The sequence below is a fragment of the Pseudomonas sp. SG20052 genome, assembly GCF_031766055.1.
GTDB classification, from domain to species: Bacteria; Pseudomonadota; Gammaproteobacteria; order Pseudomonadales; family Pseudomonadaceae; genus Aquipseudomonas; species Aquipseudomonas mandelii.
Map to the genome: position 1 here is coordinate 3,229,022 of NZ_CP134498.1, position 17,046 is coordinate 3,246,067.

Genomic DNA, 17,046 nt, shown 5'->3' on the forward strand with positions numbered 1-17,046 from the left:
AGGATTTGGGGAATTATGTCATTGGATGTGGCCTATCCGGCAGGCTCAAAAAGTTCTTTTAGAAAGCCGTGAAAGCAGTCATTCAGAATGATAGAGCACTCGGAAAACTTATCCGCAACCTCGCTAATCTGTTGGACAGTCCATGGCTGCCCTGCACTGAATAGCCTTGCCATGCCGTCAGCTTGGTCAGTTCCGGGCCTTCCATGTAGGAGGTTATTACGATCCACGACTAGATCAGCAAAGCGGGATGCACCATCGAGCAGGCGCGCTTTTCCTTCACTGTCATCAAGTGATTGACTGAGTGCTATGAGACGCTTGGAGATGGCACCTGCAGTCTTGGGGTTGAGCTCTGATAGAGCGCCAGGCTGGATTCGCTCGCAGACCCAGACCGCATCCACTCCAGTATGCTGAAGGTGAAAACCGCTTCGCCCAGCGCCTGGGAGTACTCTGAATTGATAGGTTGTCGAAAGCGTGCGTCCTTCATGACTACCTCAAGATATTAGGCCGGTTTCTCACGGACGCGATACATACAGCTCAATCGTAGAGGCTGGATACGTCCGGCAAGCCCAGTCGCCTCGGAAATATTCGATTGAAGGCGCAGGCGGTCGGCGCCGCTTCTGGGGTGTTCCGGGCTCAAGGACATTACCCGTTGGGCGCTCGCTCGGATGGTCAGCCTTTGGCGTAGCCGGTGTGGTAGGTGTCGCAAGGAAGGCAAACACAACCACGCAGACTACCCAAGCAGCCAGAACCCCGACACCCGAGATGGCAGTCCGCTTGAATACTGTTTCAGAGCGCCCAACAGGTGTCGTCACCATCGCTTCGTAATCGCCTGCTGATAGAAATCTATACAGCTTGGTCTGCCACTGTTTCCGCAGACCGCGTTGCACGAGAATAAAGTGCCAACCCGACCACGCAATGGTTACTACATACAGCCACACAATGACCATTACAGCCAAAATAAGCCAAGGATTGAGCGCAACGCTGATACGTGCGACGGCGAGGCCAATGCCTACACCCGCCGCTGTTGTAATGGCAGTAACTGTCTGGCGGGTCGCGTCCGTCGCCTTTGATGTCTCATCGGTAACTGCCTTTCGTAGATCACCCAAGGACTTCAAGGTGTCTTTGGTAATCTCGGAGATCGACATTTGGTACGCGATTTTGGCGCAGTCTAACGCAGCATCGAGGTTGTCTCGGAAGTACGCAATCACCTCACCATCGGCACGCCCAGAGCGGGCGATTTCGGTTGAGAGCAGCACGTGCTTCATCTCCGCCTCGCGAGCGTTCTCATAGACCCAGGACGCCGCCTCTTGAGCAAGCTGGAAATCCTCTAGATTGAAAGAATCGCCCAGCGATCGATCCTGAAACTCAAGGCTCAGCTTAGGTGGGCCTTTGAAAATTAAGCGATGGTCGCCAGCGCTGACTTCGTTGGCAATACAACGAGTCAGCGAAGCGTGGGCATGTTCGGCCCAGAGTCGATGGAAAGGGTCGAGCTCGTTGAGGTTTGAGCCCTGTAGCAATAGCAACCGGATGTCCTCCGGTACGCTGCGAACATCGGCCGCCTCTTTAACTAACATTCGGGGCGATTTTGTCGCAGGTACTGGTGTGAGCGTTAGTGGCTCATCCCAGTTACCGAAAGCACGAGCCTGACAGCTGAACGCTGCACTGAGCCCTAGGATTCGCCAAATCCCTGCCTTGTGTCCTCTACGCAGGAAGTCCGAAAACCCGACTTCAGTCATGATGTACAGTGCGTCAGACAGATCCTCTGGTGACCTCGGCGGCTTCTTCACTTTCAACCGGAACGTGCCGAAGTCATCGACAATGTCGGCCTCATCGCATTGAGAGTACTCATGGTCATAGGTCGAGTAAGTTAGACCAGCGTCCTTGGCAAGCCTGAGCAAGCGCAACGTCAGACCAGCCGCAAGCTCCGACGCGATTAAGTCAGTATCGCTTTCGGTAACCGACGCACTGCCCGCTCGCGTCTCTTGGTTGAGTAGACTAGCTAGGTCTGTCAGCGACAAGACTATTCTCCGTGATTTTCTTGGTCTCTACGACAATGCGCTGCCCCCCACCCGCTACTGGCTCGATCGTTACGTTAGGGTCACTCTCGATGTCTGGGAAGATGATTGTCACCCCTTCCACCGTTCTCAGCTTCCTGATGGCCGGCTGTCTTAAAACCGCGCGGTCTGGCTTGAATTCGACGTGATGAAGCTTGCTCTCTCGTACGCGCCTGAGTGTCTCGCGTTCAAAGCGTTGAACGATCTTTTCTTCAGTTGGATTACCGGCCGAAGAGAGTACCGCCTCAACGATAGCGTCCTCATCAACCTTCAATCGCTTACCTAGGATTCCCTTGGCAGTCCGAAATGCCTTGGCCACATCTTCATCTGGAAGAAGATCCCTGCAGGCATGTAATGCTCGACGAAGCAGTGTACTAGCGGTTCGGCTGAGTTCTTCGTCAGAAATTGTCCTGGTGACGCCCAGAAATGCCTCGAAATAATCAGCCAGGTCAGGAGCCTGCTTCTTGCGATCCCGCGCAGAAACACTGGTCTGCGCAATGCCATTGACTACGCGCACCAGCGCTGTTTTCTGAACAGCTTTTTTGTCATCAATTAAAGCCGTGACGATACGACGTAAAGCAGCCTGCGGCTTGGCCCCGTCCTGCTCCAAAGCCATTTTGTAGTCATACTTGATAAGGCTGTAAATGACGGTGTCGGGAGTTCCAACTTCAAGCTCAAACATGCAGAGTACGCCGTCGGCGCTGCCTCCTACATGGAGGGTATTAAATCCCCTGGACAGGCTTTGCGCCCCTCGTTCGAACGTGGTTGAGCCATCGACGATCGACTCCAGTTCAATCTTTGTCGTGGAATTGGTCTTGAAGCTGAATACAGCATCAGCAGCGCTTTCTACGATCTTGGTCTTGAAGAAATCGGTGTGCTCCGGCTTCCGTTCGGGCATGGCTTCAAAAGTTTTTGCGCCGACGACGTGCAAGCTCATCCTGCGAATCGTAAGGGCGTCCTCTTCCTGCTGAGTGAAAAAACCCATCGGTCTTCCTGCTTGCGTCCATGCACCGAACGGTGCACACGTGGTTTGATCTCAACGCCACGACTGCAGCTTGAGAAAGCACACCGGTCAATGACCGGGCATGTATTGTTAGTGGAAGGCAGAATGCCCCCTACTTAAGATAGTGGCAAGTAGACATACTAATGCCTGCGATTTATCGGTGAACCGAGCGCGGGTTAGTCACGCGAAACCTGGCGGTGTTCTGCTTTGCCCCGGCCGACGCCGCACGTCACTAGCCGCCAGTGTTACCTTGCGTGCTATGTCGATGCTGGGGGGCGTTTGCAGGGCTGGCGGTTCGAGCCCCGTTGGCGCAAATCGATGCGCCCTAAGCTAAACAACGAGAAGGCAAGTTAGAGAAGAAGGAGTAACGCCATGGCATGGTTTACTGATGATCGTTCGGAGCGGGAGAAAAACAGAGAAAAAGCCTTCATCAAAGCTGTGAACAACCTCAAGACCCTCGCCGTCACTGCGGATGGAGGCATGTCCATTGACCCAATTGAGATCAAGGACAAAGTCATAGCGGCGCGCTTAGGGCTTCGGCATTTCGTCACACTGAGAAGGGACAAATAATTTCTATGCAAGGTGAAGTACGCTGTCGTGTTTGAGATCCGCAGGCCGAGAGGAACGCATGTCAGATAAAAAAATGCTCACCGCTCGGGAGGTCTACGTAGTGCTGCGCGATGCCCCCACGATTTCACGCTCAATACGCAGAATTACAAACGCCACTTGGGATGAGATCTATTGCGGGCTGATTACCGTTAACGTCGACGACTGGGTGATAACGCTCTACAACGACTGCGGAGAGTTAGACTACTGCGATAGCTGTTACAGCCCCGAAGGCCGAAGGTACGAATTCAGCTCAAGAGATGCATCCGATCCTATCGACCTTCTGACTCCTGCCGAGCATCGCCAGCTCGAGGAACTCCTCCGCCGTATCTGATTTCACCTCAACGTATCACTCGACACTACACGTAGCGAAAACGCTCTGCGGAAAACAGGACTTCACAAAAAGCCCTGCTGATTGCACAGAGTGGACTATGGTTATGCTCGGATTTCAGCTGGATGGATGCCTGCCATAGGCCTGCAGCTCATCCTGATTGTCTCCAGAGTATCCAGTTGATCGCGCCCCATGGCCTCCATCAAAGCATTAGCAAGCCAGACGGCGTCAAGCATGCCGAATGAAAAGCCCATGAGGTCGAACACAAGTTCTACTCCTCCTTCGTCAATCGTGTAGATGGCCACCGCTTCAGTCTGTTCCTGCTCCCCTGCCCAGGGCTCGACGACATAGACATCATCTTCTGCTTCGTGACAGTTGAATCTTCCATCCGCACTGTAGCTCCATTCGCCCGACACCCTTTTTCGAAATGTCCTCTCAAGCTTGCTATCGCGTACGGTAGGCGTTGGTACAAATCCTGCCAAATTCCCAACGGTAACGAGCACGGCATCGTATAGACAGCGCGCGATATCTTCAGCTATGGCGTCGGAGAGCCTGATGGGCATGATGTCTAAATTCAGACAGACATAGTAATCCCCCTGCCTGGATACCTTGCACGAATACAGTTCGTCATGTTCCCGCCCGCGCCAGCAAACAAATTCACGCTCCGCAAAAAACGTTGCTGGTCGTACTTCATTTATGCCCACAAATTTCACCAATACGTTGTTCTTAAAAATAACAACGGACGCTGCGCAGGAAAACTTTAGCGACAGGGTGAAATATTCTTGGACGATAGAATTTTAGGTCTCTGAACCAAGCGGCCAGATAGTGGCTTAGGCTCGTGCAGGCTGGTACGGCGTATCGCGAACTCGCTTCGATACGCTAGCTGAAAGCGTCAGCCAGTTTTGTCGCTCACTGGCACTGACTTGGTTCGTGCAGCCTGCTTCGGTGACGTCATGCACCTACCGCTATTGAAAAAAATTTTAGACCGCCCTCAAGTTTTTTTATAACGATCCGTTTTTCATCTGTATACCTTCAGCGAGAAAGCAATTTTGAACCGATCAACAACTGACTTTGCCCAGTCCCTGAGTGGCGCTATAGCGTTTTCTCAAACGATTCAAGGCAATCGGCAGCGCAGAGCGTGGGAGCGACTCATCAATTACATCGGTTCGTCCGACTCCCTTCCGGAGTTTGACAAAGCTTCGGCCCGGGCTGAGGGATATGCCCAAGCCCTGGTAGACAGCGAACAGATCTACACCCAATCCACTGAGCGCGACCTACTGATAATTGCGACCATTGATGAATGGCGCCGGCACCACATTCACTCAAATACTCCGATCAGCGTGTAGCACTACCCTCCCCTTGGGGCCACTTGGTTACTCATTATGCGGGCTGGTGAGAGGCCATGGTTTGGGCGTGCCCCTGGTCGGGGACGGCTGTCGTGAACCAAGCCCTGGCGCGATGCGCCGGTCTTGGCCCTACGGGCTTACATCCGCACGCCTGCGCGCTCCGCTTGCCTGGGCTCCCCCTCGCGTTCAGAGGTCTGTAACGTAATTTCGTGCGCTGTAACGTAAGCAGTGTTACAGAGCACAAAATTACGTTACAGACTGTTGATTGCATGCCTGCTGGAGCTGGGATGTATAACCCGGCATGAGGTTGAGTAAGGCGCCTATGTGTTCCTATCCGATCGACGAAGGCTGTCTTTAGCGAACGCCGATCGTGCCCCACTACAGCTTGATCATCTCAAGCTCAATCGACGCCCTTTAGGTTTCTGGCATGTTGTTTTCGACATTGAAATCTACAACCACACCGAGCATCTGCTCGAGCTAATCTTGCATATCAATGATGTCAAACAGGGAAATCAGACCGGCCATGCCCTCTGGGATGGTCGCCAACAGGTCGAGATCACTTCCATCCAGATCCTCCCCGCGTGCTGTCGATCCAAAAGTCTCGGGCGCCACAAATCCATAGGATTCAATGATCTTTCGGATCTCCTCCGAGTTACCTTTAATGGCATCAGATGGCTTCATTTGAGGACAGCTCTCGGGTAGTGAAGCAGCCGGGATAGACTGCGCTGCGTGAGTGAAACTTCACTTGGCAACGCAATCATTCAATTACTTATATAAAATCAGTATTTAAATGCTTCTAAGCTTAGCAATTTTTAAACGCTATGGATTGGCCAAGCTGGCTTTAACGCTAGCCAACCAATCCACGCCCCGCTAACATTAAATATTTTTGGCACGCATGCTAGGCATATTAGCTTCCAAAAAAATGTCCATTACCGGCGAAGGAGTCAACCCCGTAAGTTCATCGTTACCGACATAACTATAATTGCTAAGAAAAACAATATTGTCAGGCGTTATGGGCATGCTTAACCTATGACTCATAAAATCCTTCAGAAAACCTTCCCTACTAACCCTGAATATTTTCTTACCAGCATCCGGGAATAAATTAAGCGCCTGAACAATAGCGGGGCTCAACCCACCCTCAGATCTCAATCGAAATTTCGTCCTTATCATCTGACTCCATTCCCCCGCCTTATAATGGCGATACGCTAGGCTCTCAAATACCTTCATCATCCCCCAATCAGAAGTTTCTAAACTTGCATAAATTCCATTAAGCGCCCTATCAAGATCGCTGTAACTATTCCAATCTGACTGACACTTATAACGCATATCATGCTCGACCTCATGCCAGCCTTCAGAAAGGATAGTTCTTATTTGAACTTCAAAGGTATTATCAAGGCAGTCATAATCAGATAGCAATGAACTCTGTTCAGCTAGTGTTTCTGGAAGTTTAAAAATCAAATTGCAACGAGTAGCAGCGAAAACGCTCCCTGCGGGACTGTCAATTGTAGAAGACTCATGATCATATGAAAAAGTATTCTTTAGAACTTGAATGGCTACGGCTTGATCATCGGGAAAATATAAAGCAACCCTAACCCCGAAGGCATCCTGAATTTTTTTTCCCGCAGACGAATATTTTCCTCCACCTCTGCTTATTTTATTCTCTAGAGAGTGATGGGATTTTGCCCGAGAAAAAACGCGGCATAGCAAGCCGAGCTTATCCAGCTCCGACTGAATTGCTAGCTGCAGTTTATCAGCGATATTACTGTCATTTATAGCACGCATTTAGAAACGCCCCAACAGTGCTTTAATCTCTGCTACAAATTCAAGATTCAGTTCAAGAACACTGTTTTTTTCACCATCAGTTAACATTCCCTGACGTCGCAGAGAACTAATTGCTGATAAAATTTTGTCTTGCCCTATGGATCCCGCGTTGGAGCAAATTATTTTTATGGGTCGATGTTTATGTAAAGTATTTCTACCTCTAGGCCAAAATTTCTCTAGGACAAAAAGCTCCGCATCTGAGATTCTTTTTGTAATTTCCTCCGCACTTCCATCCCTCTCCTGCAATGCATCTAGAAATTCATCATTATCAGCAACACACCCTAACGCATGAACCTTACCCGCTCTACCACCTTTCGTAACCCCACAGTTGTAAAACCGGCAATTTAAAAATGAAACCCCATTCATTCCACTTGTAAAAAAAGTTACATTCGTAAATGAGCAGCCGATGAAAAGAAAATTCTCCGTATCGTGTATGCGAGCTAACGAAAAATCTTGTATATCAATTCCTTCGACAGAGTCATCAAGAAGTGGAATATCTAACGCCCCAGTAAGCAAGGTCGTGAACAGAACTTTGTCTGTAGCTGGAAGAAACTCAAAACTGAATTGTAACGCACACCATAATTTCTTCTTGACCTCCGCATCACGAGGAAGTGTGGCTACGACTGAAGGTTCAATAAAGCGTTCACCGCCAACCCACTCATTGGACTCATCCTCTACAATCAATTCCGCGCAAAAATTACCGAGCACAAACTCGTTCACGAAACCAATACCTTGAGCATTTTCGCCATTTTTATCTAATAAAGCGTGCCCAGCCAACTTCGTAACCAACTCACCTAACGAAGGCCGCTCTTCTAGAGAGTATTGCTTTCGAGCACTATCAAGCATATCCCCATGAACTTTTAGAATAAGGTCAGATATATACTCCTTGGACTCCGAAGTATAATTCTTATCGACCATATCCTTTGCAATAGTTCGCAAAATTTTATATTGATCAGGTGGCAGAACCCTTAGATCCTGCCTCTTTCGCTCTCGCTCCAGCATAGAAGAAAAGTATTTATCAACGATAGAACTCGGATTACGTACAGATTCTTCAAACTCTGCATTAGAAATACATCTAAGATAAGCCAGCAAGACAGGATTGCTGAGGCGCTCTATCGGAAAATTGAATTGTTTAAGCTCTTCGAGTCTATTCGCAGGAATCCAATCCTGTATAGTCGGTTCGCTAATTCGGATACGAAACACTTCAAAATCTTGATTGTGTCGCTCTACCCAAGAGTGAAATTCGTCACCATCGAATATCGCTGTCCTTCGAGTGGTTAGGATAACCTTCGCAGACTTCTGAAGTAATTCGCCAATAGTTTCGAGCATTGGCTCAGTAGTATCATAATCCTCAGAATCATGTTTCGCTTTGCTTTGAGGAAGTAGTTCATCAAAACCATCAAGAATGACTGGAACATTTCCGTTTTGTATTTCAGTGCGCACCAAGCTGGAACGAAGCGATGGGAAACTTCGATCGATCTCGTCGAGCAAAACGTACCTAAATATCTTTGCTTGTCGATTCCTGGACAACTCGCTAAACAGAGGAATCATATCCTCTGTAGCTGTCACAATCTCTTTTAGCAACTCGAATGCCGCGCAAGTTTTCCCGTAGCCTGCGGCGGCCTCAATTAAAAACAAAACAGGCTTCTCAATCGCCAACCGAGAGTAAATCTCTTTAACTACTGTAGAAACCCCTGGCTCATCATTAATTGAATAATGAGATCTTATATATTCGTACCTTCCATCATCGGAATGTGTTTTAGCTATAGCATCAGTGTATCTAGTGTACTCTCGCACAAGCTTTTTTCGTGTCGACTCCACTGAAAAAAAGCCTTTGAAAAGTGTTTTTTCAACATCCGCTGTTTTTTCGTAACTCCTAATTTTACATGCATACCCCGAACGCTTAAAATCGGAGAACACCTTTTCTTCGTCCCCTCCATTTGTAACCTTAACTATATCTGCGTTATGAAAATGCCCTGAGCGATAGGTAAAAACATGAATGCCAGCCTCTGAGCTTTTGACTTCCTCGAATCCGTATTGCTTATAAATTCTTCGCAGCTCTTCCGTGTCGATCATAGCGATTCCATAGGGCGCTAAAAAATTGATAGTACAATACCCCCCCCCGGGCTTCGCTACCATGTAGCCACCATTAACTAAATCACAGCAGGTAGGGCTAGATATAGCGACCATATACGGTTGAGGCAGAAATGCGTAGATGCGGAGCGCTGATCATCCTAAATACTTGAATACTCACATATCATCACTGAAAATGCGCCCATATTACACGGCAACGGAGAGGGGCATGAGTTTGCTATTAAGGTGCATCGAATTTGTTTGGCGAGACAAGCGATCGGTTCGTGAGAGAGCAAGAGACCGCACGTTCATAAAAGCCCTCAATAATCTGCAGTCTCTTCGCGTTACGCCAGACGGCGGCATGTCGATTGATCCCAACGAGATTCGAGAGAAAGTAATAGCGAGTCGAAAGTCACTCAAGCGATTCGTGCGATGACCATTACAGTTCATTCAGTGTCCACGCAGCCGAGCCAAGGCTCGAAGGAGCGATAGCAGGACAGCCGTGGCATCATGCTCAGCGTCCTTCATGTCTTCTATGCTCACGGCGACTGGCGGCTTGCTACCAAGCGTTGGTAAATATGGGCAAGGAGCCGCGCATCGAGCAAGGCATGATGCGGAAGTTTGGGAAGCGCAAAGTCACCCATTTTGTCGGCTTCAAAATGTCTAAACAAGTGGATCAGGTTGGTGGGCCTATTCGCCACATGGCTTGGCCATTTGTGATCCACATATGCTAGCAGGCAGAAAAAATCCCAGTCCCAATCTGGAGCGTCCGAGCAGACCTCCAATTGGTCTTCGATACTGCCGAGGAAAACCCTCAGCGCAGCTTGGGCTTCCGCAAGTGACATCCCATAGAGGGGTGGATCCAGCTGAGGTAGTACGTGCTGAATTACGAAGTCACTGCAGTCTTCGACTTTGTAGGTATCCGTCAGCTCCACATAAAACTCGTAGCCCGCCTCTGAGACCAATGCCAGTGAGATAAGCTTTGTATCCTGGTTGAGCTGCGTGAACTCACAGTCCAAAAAAGCTTCACCTCCTCCTCCCCTGCTTGATCTCATCAGCATTCACGGCTTTCCCACGACCCTTTTCTTCAGCGCATCCAGCTTTCGCTTTACACCTATTTTTGGGTTCAAAACGATGGCTTCCTCATAAATCTGGATAGCCTCGTGCAGCTCATCGAGCACCTCATGAGCGAGCCCTTGCAACTTCAGAGCATTTGGCGTCCTTGCCGGGTTGGCATCGGCTCCAAGCGACCTAGCTCGAATTACAGCTTCAAGAGCTTCCCGGCACGGGACTGGGAAATGTCGGGCTCGTTCAGTATCTTTTCAGCTGCTCGAATAATCCGACTGTAATCGGATGAATTAAGGTTAGCCTTGTCCAAATTCTCCGCATCGACAAAGTTACCGTCCCTGTCATACCGAAATTTACCCACTCCCTTCACGTCTGCAATCAGTAGCTTTCTGTCCTCGTCAAATGCATAGCTTTCAATGACTCCGGTTCGAGGGGTTACGCAGAACAGTTCCTCGCCGGTCTCTAAGTCGAACAGGAAAATTTTGTAGCTGTGCTCGGTCTTGCTATTGGCTGTCGCGCAATAGGCAAGCTTGCCATTCCTAGAGATACCGCTGTCGAGGATGTTCGCCGTCAATTCTTTGGTTACGATGGTCGTGCCTTTGTTGTCGAAGACGCTGAAGGTTCCTGACAGCGTATTTCCAAAGTGCCAGTCCTCAAGGCTGAAGGAACCATTGTCTGCGACAGATCCATTATTGGGCCTTTGCATCTTTCCATGCGCAGATACGAGACCACCTGCTAGGTCAGCGAGAACATATTCACCAGGCCCACTTTCACGCGGCCCTCCCCTACCGGCAGCAGGGTCTGAGTCCCTCCAAGAAATAGCCCATTTTTTTGATTTTGAAAGACTGTAGAGGCCGCCGTAATCCATGGTGCTTACATGCAGGAAAGGCTTCTCTAGCTCTACCATTTGAGATCTGGTTTTGACGAGCCCCATCGCCGCAGAATCGAGGCACATCGCGCTCCTGAAAGCCTGACCAATACCAGGAACGGTTATTGAATCGAGTTCTCGGTTGAAGCCAAGCAAATATCGTCAGATTGCCGTGTCTACTCGTGCGATGCATACCGAATCTCAAATGGGCCACCCACGCAATTTATGGCTGCCGCAATCAGTCATGGAGCAAGAGCTGCCTCGATCAAGCGTGCGCTGGGTAGGCGACAAGACACTCGGCTAATGCCACGGCCCAACCAAGGTATTGCCAGCAGAGACCGGGTATTTCGGCACACCTCCCAAACATCCGTAAAACAGCATTGCATACCCTGCAGTAACTGCCTTTCGCGGCGACTTTGGGTTAACGATTTTCCTCGCCGTGTACCAGTCCTCAGATCGCTGATTGAAGTAGTCACCGAGCTTATGACGGGTGAATAGGCCCTTGTACATCCCCGATACTAGGATTCTCGAGGCGTACTCGGGCTTCAGTGCTAGGTCAGGGTCTGTGTACAACAAAGTGCTCAGCTCGAGCTTCAAAATCTGCCCAAATCTTTTGTAGTTGTCTGCCCATGTGAGCTGGACGTACCCCCTCCCCACATAATTGTGACCAGTCTGACGGTCAATGCGAGCGTAGTCTTTTAGCTTGCGATTCTGTTTCTCGCAGGACTCATCTGAGAGGCACCAGACTTTTTCTTTTGTCGCTGGGGACATTGATCCGTGGCTTTCTCGGTACGCTGTGCCCAGCACGTAGGCGACTTGCTTAAGATCCAGGGGCTTCGGAGCAACATTCTCGATCTCATCAAAAATGAGATTTATGTTTTTTCTGGCCTGTCCACTGAATGCCTTGCTTCGTAGTGCAAATCGCTCCATTACGTCCCGGTCTAGCGCTCTGAAGCTAACCTTGTCAGCTGCCATGCTTTCGCAGTTCTTAAAAAAAGAGTCTCGATCAATGGTGTTGCCGCCATCGCCAGGCTGTGAGTGCGCTGACCAACTGACAAGGGTTCCGAGCCAAAGCATGTGTCTGATATCCAAGGGTTAGCTCCCAATTGTTAGCTGCTCTTAACCAACAACAACCACGTTCATCAGAAGATCAGTTGCGGATCAGTCTGTATTCAGGAGAGCTCAACGAGGCAGACTCAACCTCGATCGTATTCTGATCGGTACGTCTGGCAGTCACGTCTACTGACATCACGGCGTAGATGTCATCTTCGATATGGAACGTGTGGACTGGAAACGTTTTGCTCCACACGCCTGGATAGGTCTCTTTGAGGATCTTGGGGGGAATATCCTGATCAGTTTCGTGGTTATCGATGAGTACCTTAAGGATCGCCTCTCCATTGAGCGACCCAGCCGCCAATTGATACCCTGGTTTGGTATTAACCGCACGGCTCCCGAAGTCCGGGCTGGCCTTCGCGCCTGGCTTATCAATAGCCAAGTCAAACTTTTTCTCTTTCCCTCGGAGAAATGGAATCCAGCTGTCAGACTTAGTCCACCAGCTTCGCTCCCTGACCAGCTTTGCCGAGACAAATGAGAGACAAACGTTGGGATTTTCGATGGTGATCTTCGTCTGATTATCTACGCCACCGTCCAGTTGGACTGCTCCTGCCGCAACCCCGAAAGCCTTGGCAACCACGGTTGTATCCACTCCAGCGCCGGCGTTTACAGCTTTACCACCCTCGTAACTAAATTCCTCAGCGGTGAGGCATTTGTAAGCAAATTCTTTACCCACCACCGCTGTGGAAAAGTCTTTCAGCTGGAGCACCCTCCAACCTGTGGACGTGCTCAAATTCGAAGAAGATCTCTCAAGTCCAGCGTTCGCAGTGATCTTGGTGAAGACGGCTTCCGTCCTTCCTTTGAACTTCGTCTCCTCCTCTACGGTTACCGCTCCGTAAGTGTCCAGTATCTCAATCTGATCAGGGCCTACAGGAAAGGCAGCAGGGCCGAGAGACTTGTATCCATTGTTACGCTCGACCAATCGGCCTACACCACTTCCCACCGGGGGTATCGCATCATTCCAGCCAATTGCACCGCCAGGGCCTCCAATCACAGAGCATCCTGCTAGCTGAAAGGCGATGATTCCACTCGCACAAACTCTCTTCATACCCCACCCCTTGGAGAACGCCTCACAGCCAAATGACTTGGGCCTACTATGTATTAGCAGAGTGATGATCTTTTGCCATTGCAACACTACGTAATCTCTACCCCAGGCGCCGTGTACGGTAAGCGTCCGCCGCGAACGTTATCTCCAACCTCAGCGTTTCCCTGGACTTCCACATGGAGCGTTAACTCCATCAACGCCGCCTCTAGGGCGAGCTGATTCTGATAAATCCTTTCCAGCACATCTGAAAGCGAGTACGTCTTGACCTAGCGGGGCTTGCGGCGCACAGAGTTAGATTGGACAGCGGGTTCGCAGCGACCGGCTCGGGGGCAGCACATTGATCACGTCCTTCAGGTTGTAGCAGTATTTTGCAAGCGAATTATGCAGCTTGGTTTCGGGTCTCTCTGCCGTGTTATCCAAGTAGTGGTCGAAAAATAGAAATGAATACTTGCTGTCAGATGTACTGGAAAGGATGTATCAAAAAGCAGCTAGCCCTAGAGGCGGCACTGATGGAGTTGACGCTCCATGTAGAAACGCAGGGGAACGCTGAGGTTGGGGACTGAACGTTCGCGGCGCTCTGTGGGCGATTGGTGAGAATTGGGCATATAACGGTGACGCTCATGATGATGCCTTACGACAATAACTATATATGCATACAGTTAACGAGAGAGGCGCTTTCGGTCAATCTCGGACTACTGAAATTCGACAGGATGGCTTGAATACCGTGCAGGGCTTTAGTTTCTGGAATGCACGGAAGCCCTGAGCAGCGGGTATTAGCCATTCCTGCTTTGCGCTCACAAGCCGGTTGACAAAGCTCCGTATATGCACAAAAATCACGGTTGACACTAATCGTATTTTGCATAGTTTTTGGAGAGTATCGAATGTCTGAAACCCAACACCCCAGCTTTTTTGCACCGAAACTTCATCCAGAATATCTCGAGAGGATCTGCCAGGAAGTCGTGTCGGTGGCCTATGGGGCGCTGGCGGATGCTTCGACTGAAAACGATACGGCTTGGACACGTGGCACGTTGCTCTATGGACGAGTCCACGGTTTGTTCAAAAAGCTGAGTCGTGACCCTTCCCTCCCTTGGCTGATCCTACGTAATAGCACCATGGACTATACGATCAGCATCAACGATGTGCTGTTCCAGGTAGTGATGGACGATCCGAATGCGCCGAAGAAATCGTATCGCCTTCTGGCCAACGATGTCGAGCTCATGCAGATGAGCCTATTCGAAGCGAATCCCGAAGAGATCGTAACTTGGCGCTTGTTCGTAGATAACGATCAAAATTTCGAATCGCCAAAGCTCACGGCGACGGTGGTTGGCTTTGATATCAACCGAAACGTCATTTGCCATTGGTCACATGAGTACAAAGCGCGAATTCCGGTCAAATCGGCTCATCTGCCAGAAGCCGTTGAGTTTGAAGATCCACAACCTGTGCGTCGTAACACAGATGCTGAAACTGAAACCACTACAGATGTTGATTTGACTTAATGGACGAAAGAACCAAACAGCTCTCCTTCGGCGAAGAGTTTTCACCCGACAAACTTCGCCTTGCGCGTTGTGCTGCGGGCCGTTCGCTTGCCGAGATAGGGGAGCTATTAGGAGTTACCCGCCAGTACGCTCATAAGCTTGAGGTAAACGCCATTCCCTCCCCCACTCAACTGACAACGCTGAGTGCTGTACTGGGCGTGAGTAGAGAGTTTTTCTTCACCGCCAGGCGAAGCTCTGTGGAGCTTGAGCAGTGCCATTTTCGAAGCGTTCGAGCCTCTACTCAGACGGTCAAAAAGTCTATTGCCGCACAGGTCGAATTGTTCGAGCTGCTGATTGACGAGCTAGACAAGGAAATTGCCTTTCCACCGGTGAGCTTCAAAATGTTCGAGGAACCACTGGCAAGCGTGGATGTAATTGAACAAGTAGCCGAACGTTTTCGGAGAGATCAATCGCTTGGATTAGGGCCTATTTCCAGCATGACCAAGCTGGCTGAAAAGATCGGTGTACTCGTCGTAAGCATTGCAGATGCGGATGATCGGGTGGATGCGTTCTCTCTGTATAACAAGCGCCCCCTCATCGTGCGCAATACGGCAAAAATGAATCCATGCCGCCAGCGCTTTGACCTTGCTCATGAGCTTGGTCACCTTGTAATGCATCAAGGCATAGAGACGGGCTGCCACGACACTGAGAGTCAAGCAAACCAATTCGCGAGCGCCCTATTGATGCCTCGCTCCAGCTTTGCCGGAGAGTTTCCCACCATGCGTGGCAAGTATTTAAATTGGCAGGCTCTAGGTGCGCTCAAGCTTCGCTGGAAGGTAAGCTTCAAGGCGCTTATCTACCGCGCCCAGACGTTGAATCTGATTACTCAGGAACAAGCGAAATCCGGCTTCACCTACCTAAATCGAAACGGATTCACCAAACACGAAGAGCTGGACAACGATATCCCAATGGAGATGCCTGCGCTTGTACAGCGTGCGATCGACCTGCTGGATTACACCTCTTGGAGAAAGATACTCCAGGCGGCAGGACTTGAATCCCGCGCCGTGGCTGAACGATATTTGCTAAGAGTCCCGGCTTCACCTCTATCGCTTGTGTGATCAATGAAGGTCATCGCTGTGTTGAACTGCGACGTCGCTGTAGATATTAGCCATATCGTATACCACTTGAAAAAGTGGCACCATTCAACAGCCAGTTCAAAATAACATGAAGAAGATACTAGATTACAGCGAGACAACTCCTCAAAGTGGCCATCAGGACAGAGGGAAAGCACCTAATGAAAACGAAGATTTATTCTTTGATAGAGAAAAAGATGGCATATGCCCATTCTGCAAGATCCACACTCAGGTTGTTCATACGGATCATCAGTTGACCTACCCAGATTGGCTTGATGGCGGCGAGTTTGATATTCAAGAAAACGTAAAACAATGCAGCAACTGTGGGTGGTGGCGAATTAGATGCGACAAAGTAACTACTGTAGGCATCGATGCAAGGTCATTCGCCATGGAGAGCGCCATATTAAAAAGCTATGAACTGTCGTCCAAACAGGTACCTATCGAAGTTCTTAGAAAGCATCTCGCAGGTAGTTTCGACGATGTGATACATATCCATGACCGCAATATGGAGAAGCTCGTCCAGTCAGTATTTCGAGAGCATTATTCGTGCGACGTAGAACATGTTGGGAAATCACATGACGGTGGTATCGATCTGATCCTTGTTAACGCTGACAGCCCTATAGTCGTACAGGTCAAACGTCGGAAAAGCCTTGATCATATTGAAGGAGTCGCAGGCGTTAGAGAGTTTCTGGGGGCAACCGTCCTTCAAATGGTAGAAACTGTATATATGTTTCAACTTCAGAAAAATTCTCGGAGCCCGCTATTGAAGCTGCACAACAAGCGGTAAAGGTCGGAGCCGTAGATAGCTATGAGCTATATGATTTCGATAGATTTTGTGATGTTTTAAAACTAACAACTGAAATCGACCCTACACCCTGGAAAAATTATTTGAGAAAAAAGTGGTAAAGATAGCGCAAGCAATAACTCCGCTCGAAAGCAGCGGTGCTTGGGATTAATGTGGATTGAGCCCTCCCCCCAGAGAACCGACCAAAATTTATAGCGCGTAAATGGTCGGTGATGCTCAAGGATCGTATATATCAGCAAGAACGAAAAGCTCATTAACCTGACTTTAGCACTCATGACGCCTGAGTGAATAGGTCTCGAGTTTGA

15 protein-coding genes are annotated in these 17,046 nt (G+C 49.6%); 5 read left to right on the forward strand and 10 right to left on the reverse strand.

Going from position 1 to position 17,046, the window contains the following annotated elements:
- Positions 1–512 precede the first annotated feature (512 nt).
- Both RHP74_RS14795 and RHP74_RS14800 read right to left on the reverse strand, forming a co-directional pair.
- Positions 513–2,018 carry a hypothetical protein gene (locus tag RHP74_RS14795; RefSeq protein ID WP_311100192.1) on the reverse strand — a complete coding sequence of 502 codons (1,506 nt, stop codon included), beginning with the start codon at positions 2,016–2,018 and terminating at the stop codon, positions 513–515.
- A complete protein-coding gene (locus tag RHP74_RS14800) occupies positions 1,996–3,039 on the reverse strand; it encodes a nucleoid-associated protein (protein WP_311100193.1) in 1,044 nt (347 codons plus the stop codon). The genes RHP74_RS14795 and RHP74_RS14800 overlap by 23 nt, the downstream gene beginning before the upstream one ends.
- Before the next feature lie 390 nt (positions 3,040–3,429).
- Here RHP74_RS14800 and RHP74_RS14805 point away from each other — a divergent pair, with 390 nt between their 5' ends.
- Positions 3,430–3,627: a hypothetical protein gene (locus RHP74_RS14805; protein WP_311100195.1), complete on the forward strand. Its 198-nt coding sequence runs from the start codon at positions 3,430–3,432 to the stop codon at positions 3,625–3,627.
- 58 nt (positions 3,628–3,685) lie between these two features.
- On the forward strand, positions 3,686–3,997 hold the full coding sequence (locus RHP74_RS14810) for a hypothetical protein (RefSeq protein ID WP_311100197.1): 312 nt from the start codon (positions 3,686–3,688) through the stop codon (positions 3,995–3,997).
- Between the two features lie 101 nt (positions 3,998–4,098).
- On the opposite strand, the gene RHP74_RS14815 is transcribed toward RHP74_RS14810, so the two are convergent.
- The 8 genes from RHP74_RS14815 to RHP74_RS14850 form a co-directional block, all read right to left on the reverse strand.
- Positions 4,099–4,698 (reverse strand): hypothetical protein, encoded by a 600-nt coding sequence (locus tag RHP74_RS14815; RefSeq protein ID WP_311100199.1) that lies wholly within the window; start codon positions 4,696–4,698, stop codon positions 4,099–4,101.
- Between the two features lie 1,119 nt (positions 4,699–5,817).
- Positions 5,818–6,021 (reverse strand): nucleotidyltransferase domain-containing protein, encoded by a 204-nt coding sequence (locus tag RHP74_RS14820; RefSeq protein ID WP_311100200.1) that lies wholly within the window; start codon positions 6,019–6,021, stop codon positions 5,818–5,820.
- Between the two features lie 195 nt (positions 6,022–6,216).
- Positions 6,217–7,122 (reverse strand): hypothetical protein, encoded by a 906-nt coding sequence (locus RHP74_RS14825; RefSeq protein WP_311100202.1) that lies wholly within the window; start codon positions 7,120–7,122, stop codon positions 6,217–6,219.
- Positions 7,123–9,237, reverse strand: coding sequence for a hypothetical protein (locus tag RHP74_RS14830; protein WP_311100204.1), 2,115 nt, complete (start codon positions 9,235–9,237; stop codon positions 7,123–7,125).
- A 536-nt stretch (positions 9,238–9,773) separates the two neighbouring features.
- Positions 9,774–10,295 (reverse strand): 3'-5' exoribonuclease, encoded by a 522-nt coding sequence (locus RHP74_RS14835; RefSeq protein WP_311100206.1) that lies wholly within the window; start codon positions 10,293–10,295, stop codon positions 9,774–9,776.
- A gap of 200 nt (positions 10,296–10,495) precedes the next feature.
- A complete protein-coding gene (locus tag RHP74_RS14840) occupies positions 10,496–11,257 on the reverse strand; it encodes a hypothetical protein (RefSeq protein ID WP_311100207.1) in 762 nt (253 codons plus the stop codon).
- A 213-nt stretch (positions 11,258–11,470) separates the two neighbouring features.
- The gene (locus tag RHP74_RS14845; protein ID WP_311100208.1) at positions 11,471–12,145 is read right to left on the reverse strand and encodes a hypothetical protein; all 675 of its coding nucleotides are present in this window, start codon (positions 12,143–12,145) and stop codon (positions 11,471–11,473) included.
- 175 nt (positions 12,146–12,320) lie between these two features.
- Positions 12,321–13,331 carry a hypothetical protein gene (locus tag RHP74_RS14850; RefSeq protein WP_311100211.1) on the reverse strand — a complete coding sequence of 337 codons (1,011 nt, stop codon included), beginning with the start codon at positions 13,329–13,331 and terminating at the stop codon, positions 12,321–12,323.
- Positions 13,332–14,209: 878 nt separating this feature from the next.
- Between RHP74_RS14850 and RHP74_RS14855 the strand changes: the two genes are divergently transcribed.
- The 3 genes from RHP74_RS14855 to RHP74_RS14865 all read left to right on the forward strand — a co-directional run bounded on the left by RHP74_RS14855 (position 14,210) and on the right by RHP74_RS14865 (position 16,723).
- Positions 14,210–14,824 carry a hypothetical protein gene (locus RHP74_RS14855; RefSeq protein WP_311100213.1) on the forward strand — a complete coding sequence of 205 codons (615 nt, stop codon included), beginning with the start codon at positions 14,210–14,212 and terminating at the stop codon, positions 14,822–14,824.
- On the forward strand, positions 14,824–15,921 hold the full coding sequence (locus RHP74_RS14860) for an XRE family transcriptional regulator (RefSeq protein ID WP_311100215.1): 1,098 nt from the start codon (positions 14,824–14,826) through the stop codon (positions 15,919–15,921). The genes RHP74_RS14855 and RHP74_RS14860 overlap by 1 nt, the downstream gene beginning before the upstream one ends.
- Positions 15,922–16,027: 106 nt before the next feature.
- Positions 16,028–16,723: a restriction endonuclease gene (locus tag RHP74_RS14865; protein ID WP_311100217.1), complete on the forward strand. Its 696-nt coding sequence runs from the start codon at positions 16,028–16,030 to the stop codon at positions 16,721–16,723.
- The last annotated feature ends 323 nt before the right edge of the window (positions 16,724–17,046 follow it).